The sequence below is a fragment of the Clostridium sp. AM49-4BH genome, from assembly GCF_003478335.1.
In the GTDB taxonomy this organism is placed as follows: domain Bacteria; phylum Bacillota; class Clostridia; order Lachnospirales; family Lachnospiraceae; genus Butyribacter.
The window spans coordinates 41258-58058 of the sequence record NZ_QUFB01000016.1; the positions used below are offsets into that span (position 1 = coordinate 41258).

Annotated in this window: 14 protein-coding genes; 13 read left to right on the top strand and 1 reads right to left on the bottom strand. The window is 43.9% G+C overall.

The features are described from left to right. The first annotated feature begins 401 nt into the window (after positions 1-401). The gene (locus DW981_RS06435) at positions 402-785 is read left to right on the top strand and encodes a hypothetical protein (RefSeq protein WP_022026075.1); all 384 of its coding nucleotides are present in this window, start codon (positions 402-404) and stop codon (positions 783-785) included. Positions 786-797: 12 nt separating this feature from the next. Then, positions 798-1982, top strand: coding sequence for an HD-GYP domain-containing protein (locus DW981_RS06440; protein ID WP_118507160.1), 1185 nt, complete (start codon positions 798-800; stop codon positions 1980-1982). Between the two features lie 13 nt (positions 1983-1995). Here the strand turns inward: DW981_RS06440 and DW981_RS06445 are convergent, their stop codons facing one another. Further along, complete coding sequence (locus DW981_RS06445) at positions 1996-3018, bottom strand: LacI family DNA-binding transcriptional regulator (RefSeq protein ID WP_118507161.1); 1023 nt, start codon at positions 3016-3018, stop codon at positions 1996-1998. Positions 3019-3403: 385 nt separating this feature from the next. On the opposite strand from DW981_RS06445, the gene DW981_RS06450 reads away from it, so the two are divergent. The 11 genes from DW981_RS06450 (at position 3404) to DW981_RS06500 (ending at position 16399) form a co-directional block, all read left to right on the top strand. Further along, positions 3404-5161, top strand: a complete 1758-nt coding sequence (locus tag DW981_RS06450) for a hypothetical protein (RefSeq protein ID WP_118507162.1) — start codon at positions 3404-3406, stop codon at positions 5159-5161. Positions 5162-5431: 270 nt separating this feature from the next. Further along, positions 5432-5806: a beta-galactosidase gene (locus DW981_RS06455; RefSeq protein ID WP_182434169.1), complete on the top strand. Its 375-nt coding sequence runs from the start codon at positions 5432-5434 to the stop codon at positions 5804-5806. Then, a complete protein-coding gene (locus DW981_RS06460; RefSeq protein ID WP_147352617.1) occupies positions 5749-7467 on the top strand; it encodes a beta-galactosidase in 1719 nt (572 codons plus the stop codon). Before DW981_RS06455 ends, DW981_RS06460 begins: the two co-directional genes overlap by 58 nt. 82 nt (positions 7468-7549) lie before the next feature. After that, complete coding sequence (locus DW981_RS06465; RefSeq protein ID WP_347474520.1) at positions 7550-8896, top strand: aminoacyl-histidine dipeptidase; 1347 nt, start codon at positions 7550-7552, stop codon at positions 8894-8896. Between the two features lie 149 nt (positions 8897-9045). Continuing rightward, positions 9046-11205, top strand: a complete 2160-nt coding sequence (locus DW981_RS06470) for a hypothetical protein (protein WP_118507165.1) — start codon at positions 9046-9048, stop codon at positions 11203-11205. 293 nt (positions 11206-11498) lie between these two features. Continuing rightward, complete coding sequence (locus tag DW981_RS06475) at positions 11499-11717, top strand: cation transporter (protein WP_022026067.1); 219 nt, start codon at positions 11499-11501, stop codon at positions 11715-11717. A 17-nt stretch (positions 11718-11734) separates the two neighbouring features. Further along, positions 11735-13612 (top strand): heavy metal translocating P-type ATPase, encoded by a 1878-nt coding sequence (locus DW981_RS06480; protein ID WP_118507166.1) that lies wholly within the window; start codon positions 11735-11737, stop codon positions 13610-13612. A gap of 144 nt (positions 13613-13756) precedes the next feature. After that, the gene (locus DW981_RS06485) at positions 13757-14131 is read left to right on the top strand and encodes a metalloregulator ArsR/SmtB family transcription factor (protein ID WP_022026065.1); all 375 of its coding nucleotides are present in this window, start codon (positions 13757-13759) and stop codon (positions 14129-14131) included. Positions 14132-14316: 185 nt separating this feature from the next. Further along, a complete protein-coding gene (nifS, locus tag DW981_RS06490) occupies positions 14317-15495 on the top strand; it encodes a cysteine desulfurase NifS (RefSeq protein ID WP_118507167.1) in 1179 nt (392 codons plus the stop codon). A 28-nt stretch (positions 15496-15523) separates the two neighbouring features. Next, positions 15524-15958, top strand: coding sequence for a Fe-S cluster assembly scaffold protein NifU (gene nifU / locus DW981_RS06495; RefSeq protein WP_022026063.1), 435 nt, complete (start codon positions 15524-15526; stop codon positions 15956-15958). 6 nt (positions 15959-15964) lie between these two features. Next, positions 15965-16399, top strand: a complete 435-nt coding sequence (locus DW981_RS06500) for an Rrf2 family transcriptional regulator (protein WP_022026062.1) — start codon at positions 15965-15967, stop codon at positions 16397-16399. Positions 16400-16801: the final 402 nt, after the last annotated feature.

The window sequence follows — 16801 nt, forward strand, 5'->3', positions numbered from 1 at the left end:
GACGGGCTATTTTCTCGAATCTTTGACCACAATATCTATCAACGATGCGCCGCATCGCCTCAAGATATTGTAGCGCAAATCTTCAAAAAAATATCTCCGTCATGAAAATGGACTTTTGACACCCTAATCCTTATAGGAAACTGCTCATAGTGTGGTGTTATGCCACCAAGAATTGCTTTAGCAATTCTTGCAAAGCAAAGCGCTGGCTTAGCTTTTTTATATCTGACAGGTGAAACGGGTAATAATTACAGAGGGAAGCCAAACTCATCTGCATAGTAGCTATGAGGATCTTGCATGTGAAATGCGAAAAAAGATCACAGTTGCCAAATGTGTAAAAGACAAGGTATAATAGAAATAATTGAGAACGAAATGATTCACAGCATGAGAGATGGAGGAGCGTCATGGGTGGAATGAAATTATGGAAACGTATTATGTTTTCCGTGGTGAGTATAATATGGGGATTTGCGTCATTAGATTATCTGTATTATGCCTTTCGTTTGATGACAGGAAAGACACGAAGCGACGGATCATATGATCTGCCCAGAGACGGCGCGGCTCAGCTTGCCGGGGTGGCGTTGTTTTTATTATGGTTTTTGGTTGTTTGGATGTATTTCCGGCTGATCCGGCGCAATACAGTGCAGATCAGCATGATAGAAGAAAATCCAACAACAGGCAGGCAGCGTGTTCGACATAAATGGTTTGATACCCTGCTGCAGATCGTAATGATCGTGACAGGGACGCTATTGCGCTGGAGCTATGTTGTGGTGTTTGTTTTTAACAGATAAGAGGGTATGTAGATGAAGATCAAAAAAGTATTAACGGCTAATTTGAAGCCGGGCATGGTTTCTTCGGAGGCAGCGTATACATATACCAATCATTTGGTTATCCAAAGTAATACGGTTTTGACGGAAGAGATCATCGAAAAATTAAAATACTATGCTGTAAAAGCGGTAAAAGTATATGTTCAGGAGGAGTCCGAGAATACGTCAGGGACGGTCAATTCGAAACAGTCAAATGTTTTAGAGACAGTGGAAGGCGTGTCTGCGCAGGTGCTGCCGGAAGGAGAGACGGACACGGTATCTGCTGCTGTAGAGCAATTAGCAGGTCCGACCTATTTTGAACGAGTTCAGCAATCAGAGGAATTTCGCGTATTTGAGTCAGAGTTTACTGATTGTGTAGGTGGTTTTAGGCAGTCCTTAAATGATATTGTGACCAAGAGTACAGATGGTCTGGTAGACAGTATGTTGGGTGATGTGGATGCACTGCTCAAAAAGACACGTAATCCACTGCATCTGTTGGACATGCTGCAGTGTATGCGTGGCTATGATGACATGACGTATACGCATTCAATGAATGTGGCACTGATCTGTAACGTGATCGGCAATTGGCTTCGCATGAATGAGAAAGACTTAAAGGTATTGGTGACCTGTGGACTGCTTCATGATATTGGTAAGCTGCGTGTGCCAAATGATATCATAACCAAACCGGGAAAGTTGACTGTGCAGGAATATGAGATTGTCAAGAAACATCCGCAATACGGATATGAAATGTTAAAAGATAAAAAATTGGATCGTCGTGTCAAATTGGCGGCATTGCAGCATCATGAGCGTTTTGGAGGGACCGGCTATCCATATGGATTGATGGGATCGGATATAGAATATTTTTCATCAATTGTTGCTGTTGCAGATGTATATGATGCAATGACGTCAAATCGTTGTTATCGCAAAGGAATCTGTCCTTTTAAGGTTATTGGAATCTTGGAACGGGATAAAGATGCATATGAACCGGGAGTATTGTATTTGTTTATGGAAAGAACGATAGAAGCTTATGTTAACACAGAAGTATTACTATCAAACGGGGAGCAGGGAAAGGTTGTCTTATTAAACAAATCCCTGCTCTCCAGACCAGTCGTTATGACAGATAAAGGAACTATTTATGATCTTTCGAAAGATTTTCGAATGGGTATTGAGGCACTGATCTGATCCTAAGTTTTAGTTACTCCGTGTAAGGTTTCACAGATTCACCTTTTTCTAAACAGGAGTCAACGATGACCGGTTTATAGGAACAGCCGCGTTTGTGCTCGATCAGAGAGATCAATTTTTCAGCTGCGATCCGTCCGATAACTTCGGTATCCTGATGTACCGTTGTAAGTCTTGGGCGCAGCTGGCTTGCAATGAAAATATCATCATAACCGGCAACGGAAACATCTTCCGGAATGGATAATCCCATATCGCGGATCGTTTCCATGCCACCGACAGCTGAATAGTCATCCTGATAAATAATACAGGATGGCGGAGTCGGTAGAGAAAGAAGCTGACGTGTATATTGGCGCGCAGCAGTCAGGTTGCGGTATTCTGTGCTAATGTGGTATTCTGGCGGAATATCCAGACCGTGTTCCAGCATGACATTCTGATAACTGGTTACACGTTCACTGGTCACGGCAGAAGTTTCACCGGAAAGATAAGCGATTCGCTTGTGTCCCTGCGAAATGATATATTCAACGAGTTCTTTCATGCCACTGGCATTATCAGACAACACCGACATCGTGTTAGTATCCGGATACGTACGGTCAACGGTAACGACCGGGATATCGCTGTTGATCAGGGCTTCAACGTCCTGATTATCAAAGTCAATACAAGCAATCATGACGCCGTCCAAACCACGGTAACGGCAGTGCTCTAAATAGGTTTTGTGCTTATCGTGAGGCTGGTTGCTGTTGATGAAGGTAATATCATAGCCCTTCGCCTCGGCAGTCACCTTGAAACTGTTCAATATTGAAGAAAAATAATCGTGCGTCAATCCACAATTTGCATCGTCCATAAAAAGGACACCGATGTTGTAACTTTTGTTGGTTCGGATCGCGCGGGCGTAATACTGTGGTACGTAGCCCATCTGTTTTGCGACTTGTTTTATGTGTTGTTTTGTGTCCTCGCTGATATCAGCCTTGTCATTGAGTGCTTTGCTCACAGTGGCAACGGATACACCACACAATTTTGCAATATCTTTGATGGATGCCATAGCATTGCAACCTCCTTACTTAAACATTTTCGATATCAGTATAACATAGTATGTCAAGTGGGGCAATGATAAAATTTTTGATGTTTGTTCATTTTTTACGAATTTGACAAAATCCAAGGAAACACACTATGTTGTGTATTGTGCGGAAGATCCCCACAAATAGGGGGCGTTTACTGTTTGTTCATAAATTGTTTACATATTAATTCCAAAAAACAGGTGACAGAATATAAAAAGAAAAGTATAATAGAAAAGGTAACCTGTCGGCAATATACCATTCGTTCAGAGCTCATTTTTTGTGCCGGATGGACGATATGTTATTAGAGATAGATTAGTAAAGATAGAGAAGATGAAGAAAAAAGATTAGGCAGTAAGGGAGGCGCGTTGTATGGATCTTATAGGTAAAAACGGAAAGATTGACGGCATTTTAGCAGCACAAGTACTGTTAGATGGCGGTGTCTTTTTCTTTAAGCCGGGAGAACTGTATTACGATGGTACGTATCACCAAGTGAAAGGAATGCAGGCTAATACGACTGCAATGAGGGACTTTCCGGGAATCTTTGATAAAATGGATACGCTTGCGCCGGAATTAGTCAATTTGATGGTATATATAGAGAAGAACACGATGTTCCGTGTCAAGCTGGAAGATTTAGGAGAAGAGATCCGCGAGTTTTTACAGAATGAAGATATGACAGGAATGACATTTCTCTATTTGTTTAAATGGCATTTGTTGGCGCTGAATCGTAATGTAGATGGTATCACGGTTTCGATGGAAACACGTGTATATACGGGGATTCCGGATGCGAAGAAGAAAGTCCGTGAGCTGGTAGAGATGCTTGTTGGATACAATGGAACAGATCCGAAGTCTGTTGCGATCAAGGTGGTTGAGGTGGATGAGCATGGTAATGAGGTGAAGAGAGCAGAGGAAGAGGAAACTCCTGTGCCTGCAGAAGCACCGGCACCGATGGAGGCTCCATCTACAGCACAGCATGAGGAGATCGAATCTTCAGATACAACACAGGTTGCATCTATTGTGGAGACGGCAGTATCTGACAGTGGTGCGATGGATCCTGTTGCAGAACCGATGCAGACAACGGCGGCAAGCCCTGTGGCAGTAGCAGCGGCAACTCCTGCAGCAGCATTGCCTGCAGAGTTTAGTTCCTATGCAGATGATGTTAAGCCGAAGTTACAGAAAGTAGCGGACGGTTGGACGCAGTATTTGGAGGAGTTTAAGAAGGAGCTGTCAACCATACGTTTTACAGGATTTTCGGATCCTAAGATCAAGGAGATGCGCGATAAGATTGCCGACAAACAGGAAGATTTTGGTGGCGATCTGGAAGAGATCTTGGAAGATCTATATGATCATATTGATGAATTGGATGATAAGGGTGTTCCTGAGGATGTCATGAAGTCTGTTCTTGATCTGGAGAGAGACTGTTACGCGGAACTTACGAATCTGCGTGTTGAGTTTGATAATATCGGAGCAGTCGAATATCGTATCTCACGTCGTTGCTCCAGAAAGCACGAACAGTGGGAAGATGTTTACCGGAAGCTGCCATCCGTACTTAAAGCGGCTGAGGAAGAGCGCAAGAATCAGGCGCGCAAGGAGGTTGAAGATGAGATCAACGAGATTCGTGCACAGATCAATTTAATGGTTAAGAATTATAATGATGCGAAAGCTGTTGTTGAATATGCGCAGAAACAGTTAGAGTCCAGTAAGGGCAATTTCGAAGAGGATCGTAAGAAACTCGTTGCACGCGGAGAGGCGGCAGTTGGTGCTGTAGATCAGCGCATTCGTGAGAATAATATGCGTATTGAAGAAATGGAAGTTGAGAATAAGAAGCTGGAAGATGAGTTGAAGGATGCTTCCGGATTTGCACTTGGTCGTAAGAAGACGATTCGAGACACCATTGAATATAATATGTCGTTTATCAATAAATACCGTGATGTCGGACAGAACTTAGAGGCTGAAAGACAGCAGGTTGCGGATGAATGGAATCGAAAGCTGCATGACCTCGTTGGTGATACCGATAAGTTAAAGCATGAGATCACTGAGAATATGGGGAAGATGAAGCAGTTAGAGCAGAGTGTTGCTGCAGAGAAGCAAAGCTTGCTGCAGAAAGAAGCAGAACTTTCCAAGATGTAGAGGATCTACGATCGTCACTGGTAAGTCTTGATCTGACAAATGGGAAGGTGACTGTTTGGAGACTGTGGTGCTGTTACAGTGCAAATGATCAGTACAAAAATCAAAAGACGTCATGTTTAGACATGGCGTCTTTTCTAAATTAACAACAGGATAACTCATTTCGTACTATCAAAAAAGAAAATGCGGCAAGGCAATTGCTATAGTTTCTTGATGGCAGCTTTGAATGTGCGAAGTTTGAGTAAAAAAAAGAAGGAGGAAGGCAGGAGTTCTATGAGGATTGGAGTAGATTATTATCCGGAGCACTGGCCGGAAGAAGTGTGGGAACAGGATGCAGATCGTATGCAGGATGCAGGGGTGTCGGTGGTGCGAATGGCAGAGTTTGCCTGGAGTCGTCTGGAGCCGGAGGAAGGTGTGTATGAATTTGGCTGGTTAGATAGAGCAGTGCAGGTGTTTACAGAGCGTGGCATGGATATTGTGCTCTGCACGCCGACATGCACACCGCCACAGTGGATGTTTCATCGTTATCCGGAAGTGATACAGGTGGGGCGTGACGGCAATAAAATACCGATCGGGGTGCGCGGACACCGTTGCATGAGTATCTTCGTTATCGCGATTTTTGTGATAAGATCATCAGCAGAATGGTAGGACGTTATTGTGATAATCCGAATGTCATTGGATATCAGATCGATAATGAGTTAGAGGCCAATCATTGCCGATGTCCGGAATGTGTCAGCCGTTTTCGGAAATATATTCAGGGAAAATACCATACGATCGATGCCGTAAACCGTGCTTATGGAAATGCGGTGTGGAGTGGGGAATACAGCTGCTTTGAGGAGATAGAACCTCCGACAGCTGCCGTGCTGCAATGGCAGAACCCCTCGCTGACACTGGACTATAACCGTTATGCATCGGAAAGCACGGTGGATTATGTGCGATTTCAGGAGCAGATCATTCGTGAGCTTGCACCAGATGCGCTGATCACGACCAATAACTGGCTTTGTGAAAATATGCCTGACTTTTATGATATGTTTGAGACGTTGGACGTTGTGTCTTACGATAATTATCCGGCGCTTACATTACCAAAAGACCGACAGACATTATATTCGCATGCGTTTCATTTGGATCTGATGCGTGGCATCAAACGCCAAAACTTCTGGATCATGGAACAGCTTAGTGGTGCTATGGGAAGCTGGATGTCGATGACACCGACATTATATCCGGGTATGTTAGAGGGATATTCCCTGCAGGCATTTGCTCATGGCGCAGATACGGTGATACAGTTTCGCTTTCGGACTGCATGCTCCGGTGCAGAGATGTATTGGCATGGTCTGTTGGATCACAGTAACATGCCGGGAAGACGGTATAAAGAGTTTGAACATTTATGCCGCAGGGCAGGGCAGTTAGAAGAAGTTAGAGAGTCTGAGATCATCAGCAGTGTAGCGATTTTATATGGTTTCGATCAGGAATATGCGTTCAAATTGCAGCATCAGGCAGAGGGGATGTATTATTTGGAACAGCTCAAAAGCCTGCATGATGCCTTTGCTGCGATCGGAATGAATGTGGATATCATTGATGAGAAAGCGGATTTATCAGGCTATGATATTGTGTTGGCACCTACGCTGCAGATCACCAATGAAATAGTGGTACAGCAGTTATATCAGTTTGTGGCAGAAGGTGGCACTGTTGTGTTGACCAACCGTTGTGGTGTGAAAGATATGTACAACAAATGTCAGATGGATTTATTGCCGACCGTGTACCGAGAGCTGGTAGGAGTGCATGTGGAAGAATATGATGTCATTGGAACGGTGATACAGGATGTTTGCATACAGGATGACGAGTTACGGCAAAGCTTTGAGCAGACACGGAAGGTGCAGTGGCAAGGGGAGCCGGTGAAGCCTTGTGCAACGCAGTGGTGTGATCTGTTGAAAGCAGATACGGCAGAGGTGTTAGCTGTGTATCAGGCGCAGGAGGGCAGCAGAGAAGCTTTTTACCGGGGAACGCCTGTGGTGACCAGGAATGAATATGGAACCGGTGAAGCATACTATCTGGGGACAGTATTAGACCGTGCATCTTACATTTCTTTGGCGAAGACGCTTGCAAAGCGGCGTCAATTGGAATATGATGAAAATCTGCCATTAGGTATGGAAGTGACAACCAGAGTTGGCACCAAGCAGGAATGGCGTTTTTGGTTTAATAACACAATGCAGACTGTCTGTCTGCAGGATGGAAAGACATTTGCACCTTTTGAAATGAAGGTGGCACATAGGAAGAGAGGAGAGACAACATGGGAATTTTATCCAAACTAGAGCCCAACAGAGTGTTTTATTATTTTGAGGAGATCTGTCAGATCCCACACGGTTCGACCAATACGAAAGAAATCAGTGATTATTGTGTGAATTTGCAAAAGAGCATGGACTGCGCGTGCAGCAGGACGATGCTAATAATGTCATTATCTGGAAAAATGGTTCGCAGGGGTATGAAGATCATGCACCGGTTATGCTGCAGGGACATATGGACATGGTGTGTGAAAAGGAAGCTGACTGCGATATTGACATGCAGACACAGGGATTGGATCTGCAATTGGAAGACAATGTGATCAGTGCCCGTGGTACGACTTTGGGTGGGGATGACGGTATTGCGGTAGCATATGCTTTAGCAATACTGGAATCGACAGACATTCCACATCCGCCGTTGGAAGTAGTGTTTACCGTAGACGAAGAGATCGGTATGCTTGGTGCAGCAGCATTGGATATGTCACCGCTGAAAGCGCGTACGATGTTAAATATGGATTCGGAGGATGAGGGATATTTGTTAGTAAGCTGTGCAGGAGGATTGACGGCAAAGGCACATTTGCCGGTGAAGCGTGACAGCGTAACAGATGTTTCTTATATGCAGCTTACAGTTAACGGATTATTGGGCGGACATTCCGGCGTAGAGATCGATAAAGGAAGGGCAAATGCAAATATTATGCTGGGAAGAGCATTGTATGAGCTTGCACAGGATTGTGAATATAAGATCGTGTCGATAGAGGGCGGTAAGAAAGATAATGCGATCCCACGTGAGGCGCATGCTGTTCTGGCAGTGAAAAATGGAGATGTCGCTGCGGCGTCGGCAAAGGTGAAAGCACTTCAGGAGATCTACCGCAAAGAATATTGTCATACAGATGCAGAGATTACAGTGACGATCGATCGGGCATCACAGGACATAACATGTGATCCGATGGACAGAGAGACAACAGAGCGAATTGTGACAGCGTTAATGAATCTGCCGAACGGTATTCAAAATATGAGCTTTGCAGTGGAAGGATTAGTGCAGACTTCGCTGAATCTCGGCATTATGATGACGGATGCGCAAGAAGTGTGTCTTTCCTATTCCGTGCGCAGCAGTGTGGAAACACAGAAAGAATATTTAGTGGAACAGATTTCTTGCCTGGTAAAACGTCTTGGTGGAACGGTCACCTGTATAGGAGAATATCCTGCTTGGGAATACAGAGAACAGTCGCCGTTACGAGACAAGATGATTGAAATCTTTGAAAAGCAGTATGGCAGAAAACCGATCGTGCAGGCATTGCACGCAGGGGTGGAATGCGGACTGTTCGCCGGACAGCTTCCGGGGCTGGATTGCGTTTCGTTTGGTCCTGATATGAAAGATATTCACACGCCGAAAGAAACGATGGATGTCGGCAGTGTAGAGAGAACTTGGAACTATGTCCTTGAAATATTAAGAAATTTGTAATAATTTACGCACAAGTTTCATGGTAAAATGTTACAACAATGAAAAATGTGAGTTCTCAGAGTACTTTCGTGCACATATTTTCGGTTAGAGGGACCGGATACCATAGATGTTGAGAGAACAGCAGGGACAAATGGAGGGATTGAGAGGGTATGCACAAGATAACGCAGTTTTTTTATCGATTCAGTCTGTATTTTACTGCGGTGATCACCGGAATATTATTGGTGATGTCGATGGTATGTATGTACGGATATAAGGAGTATCTTTCCGGTGGCAACTATGCGTTAGGTAACGTGGCAGTGATACTGTTAGCAATCGCGTTGGGGGTACTTTTGGTGACGCTGTACCGCAAAATGCAGGGCACCGGCCAGAAAGCAACGGTGGTTCTGTTTCTTGCGATCATACTGCTGCAGATTGGATTTTTGGTATTTGTATCGCATCCGATGTCGATCAGCGACCCGGCACGCGTTCAGAATGAAGCATTGCAGATGGTAAAAACGCAGCATGGACAGATGAATACGAAGGATGAATATTTTCAGCGGTATTCTAACAATCATTTCATGCTGGTATTTTTCTATTACTATTATAAATTATTATTTCGGATCGGCATCACACATGTTGTCATTCCGAATATTGTGCTGAATATCTTCTGTGTGGATATAGGTATTTATATTACGTATCGAACCGCAAAGAGATTGCGGGGTATAGGATTTGCAAACTGGGTGTTATTACTCTTTTTGCTTTGCCCGACGATTTATGTATGGCTGACAACAGTATATACCAATACAATCTCGTTTCCGTTTGTTATGGCGGTGCTGTATCTGGCGTTATGGCTGCGCCATGAGAATCTGACGGTGAAAAATATTATCAAATGTATATTACTCGGTGTGATGATGGCGGTCGGTTACTGGATCCGGCCTACGACGATCTTGCCGATCCTGGCGATGATCTTATTTGCGGCAGTTCAATTTTTTAAGGATCCGATCCTTGTAAAAAGTGGGGAGAGAAGATGTGTGAACCCCAAGTGGAATCTGCGCCATAAAGCTTCCGGCAGGAGAAATACGATCGTTAAGGCTGTTCTTGTAGTGGCGGTTTTTGCCGTTACATTTACAGCGTGCGGCAAGCTGGTTGATCGTCATGTGAATTCTGATCAGGTGACAGGCAGTTTCCCGGTGACGCACTGGCTGATGATGGGGCTGAACCAGAAAAGCTATGGCGGATTTGCCAGAGAAGATGAGGCATATACGGAGAGTTTTCCAACAAAAGATATGAAAACACGTGCGGACATTACGCGTGCGAAGGGACGATTGCATCAGCTGGGCGTGATCGGTGTAGCCCGTCAGATGGGAACGAAGATGCTTCGTGTTTGGGCGATGGGTGATGATGATTCATTGCCAAAAGCTTCGTATGCAAGTGATTTTCCGGTACTGTATGAGTATGTGATGGGAAATGATTGTGGCGCTGCAGTGATATATACACAGGCGTTTCGTGTTTGTATTTTCGCATTTTTATTATTCTGTGTGATACGACAGATCAGGCGGCGGGACTGCGAAGAAATGTTTTTGTTTACGCTGACGTTCCTGGGGGCTGTGATGTTCTTTATTTTGTGGGAGGCAAACCGCAAATATAATATATGTTTTATGGGCGTTTATCTTATGTTGATGGCAGAGGGAGGCCGTTACGCCTCAGCAAAAGCAGAAGAGAGCGGAGATCGTATTGTTTTTGCTAAGTTGACCAGACAGAAGGCTGCAGTCAGTGTTGGCATACTGTGCCTGGGAGCAGCGATACTGATCCAAATTCCGCTGCTTCGCTCTCATCAGCGAATATTGGATAAACGCTATTATCAAAGTCGTAATTTTCCGGATGCCGTACCGGTAAGTTATGTTACGAATAAAACGCCGAAACTTGTGGAGCAGACCTTACAGAAGGGGCAGTATGCAACCAAGGATCAATGGAATATATTGGTGATCTCTTTTGGGCTGGATGGGGTAGACCTTAGTTCTACGAAAGAAGAGTATGAAGTTTCCCTTATTTCCAGGGAGGATGGTAAGTACCTGTATCGGGGGAAAATTGCACCATGCAATCTGACAGAAAAACGACAGCTTCGAATTTATGTAACGGGCAAAAAGAAGGTTACGGAAGAGGGATATCTGCTTCGAATGAAACATATCGGCTCAGAATATCATATGCTGCCAACAGTCAACAAATTCCCGGATCTTGATCCGTATCCGTATGGCGAGTTGTCGATCGATGGAAAGCAGACGAAATTTGATCTGAATATGAGACTTCTTTATAGCGGAGGCAAACAATGATCACACCATTGGCATTATAGGCAATGTGTGATTCGGTCGGTAACTTCCGGCATGGAAAGTTTGAGTAAGTAATTCAGTATTTGCAGATAGAAGTATATTTGGTTTGTGACACTGTAATCATAAATTATAAGAAACCACTTGACAGTGGTTTCTTTTTTGTTATAATAAAGAAAACATATGAATGATTATTCATATGTTAATATAAACAATCAAACAAACAAGTAGAGGAATACTTGGAAAGGAAATGCCTGCACGTCAAGAGATGCAGGTAGAGAAAGAAAGGAGTTTTTATTATGAAAAAGACGTATAAGATTGATGTGGATTGCGCAAACTGTGCAGCAAAGATGGAGGAAGCTGCTAAGAACACAGCAGGAGTAAAGGATGCGACTGTGAACTTTATGACCTTAAAGATGATCGTAGAATTTGAAGATGGCTGTGATCCTAAGAGTGTTATGCCGGATGTGCTTAAGAATTGCAAAAAGGTAGAGGATGACTGCGAGATCTTTCTGTAGAGTGAGGAGAGATTGCAATGAATAAAAAACAAAAAAAAGTATTGATCCGAATTATCGTGGCAGCAGTATTGATGATCGCGTTATCTGTAATACCGGTTGTCCCGTCAAAAGGTGTGATACGGTTTGTACTATTTATGATCCCGTATCTGGTGATCGGCTATGATATATTAAGAAAAGCGTTTAAGGGCATCTTAAATCGTCAGGTCTTTGATGAAAATTTTTTAATGGCAGTGGCTACGGTCGGAGCAATTTTGCTTGGAGACTATGTTGAGGGAACCGCTGTTATGCTGTTTTACCAGATCGGTGAACTTTTTCAGAGTTATGCAGTTGGCAAAAGCCGCCGCAATATCAGTGAATTGATGGATATTCGTCCGGATTATGCGAATATTGAGGTGGATGGAGAGATCACACAGGTAGATCCGGACGAAGTTGAGATCGGCACGGTGATCGTAGTCCAGCCGGGAGAAAAAGTACCGATCGATGGTGTTGTAGAACAGGGAAAGGCATCCTTAAATACGAGTGCATTGACCGGAGAGAGTAAGCCAAGAGAGGTGCAAGAAGGCGATGAAGTCATCAGCGGCTGCATTAATATGACCGGACTGCTTCATATCCGCACTACGAAAGAATTTGGTGAGTCAACCGTATCTAAGATTTTGGATCTGGTGGAAAATTCCAGTTCCAAGAAATCGAGATCTGAGAATTTTATTACAAAATTTGCGAAATATTATACACCGGCGGTATGCTATGGTGCGTTGGCGCTTGCTGTTTTGCCGCCACTTGTGAGAATGTTTGCGATGGGGTTGGATCCGAGCTTTGGAGATTGGATCTACCGCGCGTTGACATTCTTGGTTATCAGTTGTCCGTGTGCATTGGTTATCAGTATCCCGTTAAGTTTCTTCGCGGGACTGGGTGGAGCAAGCCACGAAGGTGTACTTGTAAAGGGATCTAATTATTTAGAGACGTTAGCCGGTGTGAAGTGTGTGGTGTTTGATAAGACCGGTACAATGACACAGGGCGTCTTTGAAGTGATCGGCGTACACCACAGTAAGCTGGAAGAACAGAAATTGTTGGAATATGCTGCACACGCAGAGTGCCATTCAACGCATCCGATCAGTAAGAGTTTGTGTAAGGCATATCAGGGCAAGATCGATCAGAGCAGAGTGACAGACGTAGAAGAAATTGGCGGCAATGGCATTATTGCTGTTGTTGACGGCAAAAAGATCGCAGTTGGCAATAGCAAATTGATGAGGAAGATCGGTGTGGCGTGTCAGGAATGCCATAAAGTAGGGACGGTCGTTCATGTTGCTATTGATGGGGAGTATAGCGGACATATACTGATCGCAGATGTGCTCAAGCCAAATGCAAAAAAGGCAATTGAGGCGCTTCATCGTGCCGGTATCGCCCATACAGTTATGCTGACAGGGGATGACAGCCGCGTAGCAGCACAGATAGCAGAGGAACTTCGCATTTCTGAGGTTCACAGTGAATTGCTGCCGGGAGACAAAGTGACACAGGTTGAGGCACTGTTAGCCAAACAGCCTGCTAAATCAAAACTTGCTTTTGTCGGTGATGGTATTAATGACGCACCGGTGCTGTCGAGGGCGGATATTGGTATTGCTATGGGAGCACTCGGCTCCGATGCAGCGATTGAAGCGGCAGATGTGGTTTTGATGGATGATGATCCCTTAAAGATTTCCAAGGCGATCCGCATTGCACGTAAATGTATCCGCATTGTTTATGAGAATATTTACTTTGCAATCGGCATTAAGCTGCTGTGTCTGCTTTTGGGAGCGATTGGAATTGCTAACATGTGGTTTGCAATCTTTGCGGATGTCGGGGTTATGGTATTAGCCGTATTGAATGCGATCCGTGCTCTGTTTGTGAAGAAGTTATAACTCAAACTTCGTGCATCCAAAGTTGCCGTTATAATTTGTTTGGGTCAGATATGGTAAAGTGGTGTCAATAGGAGGGAATATTGACACCGCTTTTTTGAAACTATAAAATAAACATGGATATTGACAGAAAGAATAGGTGAGACTATGCAGAAAGATTTAGATAAAGAACCGGTATGCTGCGAGACAGTGGAAGTGCATGAGGACTTGTTGCGGATCGTGGAACAGACAATGCCGGAGGAGACAGAATTGTATGATCTGGCAGAGTTGTTCAAGGTGTTTGGGGATTCCACCCGCATACGGATACTGTTTGTGCTTTCTTCGGCGGAAGTATGTGTGTGTGATCTGGCGAGAGTGCTTAATATGACGCAGTCGGCGATCTCTCATCAATTGCGCATTCTCAAGCAAAATAAATTGGTCAAAAGCCGCAGAGAAGGCAAATCCATTTTTTATTCTCTGGCAGATGGACATGTTAGTACGATCATTGCACAGGGACGCGATCATATTGAGGAGGATGCATAACATATTGTTATCACAAAAAGTTAGTTGTTTCTTACGATATGACTTGCATTTCCTAGTCAAGTAGTGTAAATTATCTAATGGAAACAGAAAAATTAAGAGACTGCTCTGTTATCATTTCATAGTATGCATAGGTGCATAGTGTGAAAAGTAGACCATTACGATATCATAGAAAGGAAGAGATAGACATGAGCAAATTGATTTATTTGGATAATGCGGCAACAACGAAGGTACATCCGCAGGTGTTGGAGGCAATGATGCCTTATTTTTCTGAGGAATATGGCAATCCATCCAGTATATATAGTTTCGCAGGTAAGAGTAAGAAGGCTGTAGAGGATGCCAGACAAACAGTGGCTGACTTTTTGGGTGCCAATGCTAATGAGATTTATTTTACAGGTGGTGGAAGTGAGTCTGATAACTGGGCGCTGAAAGCGACAGCTTTTGCGAAGAAAGAAAAAGGAAATCATATTATTACTTCTGCGATAGAGCATCATGCGATCCTGCATACATGTGAATATTTGGAAAAGAATGGTTTTGAGGTGACTTACGTTGGAGTAGATGAGGATGGAGTGATCAAGCTGGATGAGCTGAAAGCAGCTATTCGCCCGACAACGATCATGATCTCGGTTATGTTTGCAAACAATGAGATTGGTACCATTCAGCCGATCAAGGAGATCGGTGAGATTGCTAAAGAGCATGACATTATTTTCCATACCGATGCAGTACAGGCTTATGGACATGTTCCGATCAATGTGGACGAGTATCATATTGATATGTTGAGTGCCAGTGGACATAAGATTAACGGGCCAAAGGGAATCGGTATTATGTATTTGCGCAATTCTGTTAAGATTGGACCATTTATTCATGGTGGGGCACAGGAGAGAAATCGCCGTGCCGGCACACATAATGTTCCGGGAATTGTTGGCTTTGGTAAAGCAACGGAGATCGCTAAAGAGACAATGGCAGAACGAAGTGCCTATGAGACGAAGTTGAGAGATCGCCTGATTGAGGGTCTTACCACAATTCCGAATTCCAGACTGAATGGACATCGTACGAATCGTCTTCCTAACAATGTAAATGTTGGATTTGAATTTATTGAGGGTGAGTCTATGCTGATCCTGTTGGATCAGAAAGGAATCTGCGGCTCCAGCGGATCTGCATGTACTTCGGGTTCTTTGGATCCGTCTCATGTATTATTAGCGATAGGGCTGCCGCACGAGAAAGCACATGGTTCTCTGCGATTGACCTTATCCGAGGAGACAACCGAAGAAGATGTAGATTTTGTCATTGAGCAGGTGAAGGCAAATGTGGACAGACTTCGAAGCATGTCACCATTGTATACCGATTATTTGAAGAGTCAGCAATAAGAATAGAACAAGATGGAGGATAAACGATATGTATAGTGAAAAGGTAATGGATCATTTCAGTAATCCTAGAAATGTGGGTGAGATCGAAAATGCCAGCGGTGTAGGAACTGTTGGTAATGCCAAGTGTGGCGATATTATGCGTATGTATCTTGATATTGATGAAAACCAGGTGATTCGTGACTGTAAGTTTAAGACATTTGGCTGTGGTGCAGCAGTTGCAACAAGCAGTATGGCGACGGAGATGGTTATCGGCAAGACGGTACAGGAAGCTTTGGAAGTAACGAATGTGGCAGTTATGGAAGCATTAGATGGACTTCCACCGGTAAAGGTACACTGCTCCTTGTTGGCAGAAGAAGCAATTCATGCAGCGCTATGGGATTATGCTGAGAAGAATCATATTAAGATCGAAGGGTTAAAGAAACCAAAGAATGATATTAACGATGAAGAGCCGGCGGAGGACTAAGCGATTATGAAAATTTCAACGAAAGGAAGATACGCATTGCGGCTGATGCTTGATATTGCAATGCATGACGCAGCGGGTCCGGTGCGTATTAAGGATGTTGCTGCGCGACAGGAGATCTCAGATAAGTATTTGGAACAGATCGTATCGGTCCTGAATAAAGCAGGATACGTCCGCTCTATACGTGGACCGCAGGGCGGATATCAATTGATCCGCAAGCCGAAAGACTACACTGTAGGGATGATCTTGCGACTAACCGAGGGCAGTCTTGCACCGGTCGGTTGTCTCGAATATGGGGAAAATGATTGTCCGAGACAGGAGATGTGCGCCACCTTGAAGTTGTGGAAAATGTTGGATGAATCCATTAAATCGGTTGTAGACAAAGTGACTTTGGAAGATCTGTTAGAGTGGCAGGAAGAGGTCGGATCGGATTATGTGATCTAATGCTGTTTATTTATATGAGGAAGCAAGGAGTCGAAAATGTATTTGACTCCTTGTTTTTTATTTTACTAAAACTTTCCATACCGGAAGTTGCTGTAAGAACAACATATTGCTTATTATGTCGACAATAAATGAAATATTTTGCAGTCGACAAACTAAATTGTTCTGTCATCCTAGAACTAAGATAATTGCCGCAGGACGCAACTTTTTGCGTGATTTCTTATTTTGTTAAGTCTCTGATGAATACATGCCCGAAGGATTGTTTGAGATGTCCCGGTTTAGCAAGGTATCATCCATTTTTGGACGGGACGCTTTCGCTACGATGCGCTACGTTACGTTACTTAATGTCTCTGAAATACGAGACATAAGTAACGACGAGCGCAAAGTCCCTTTCAAAAATGATGA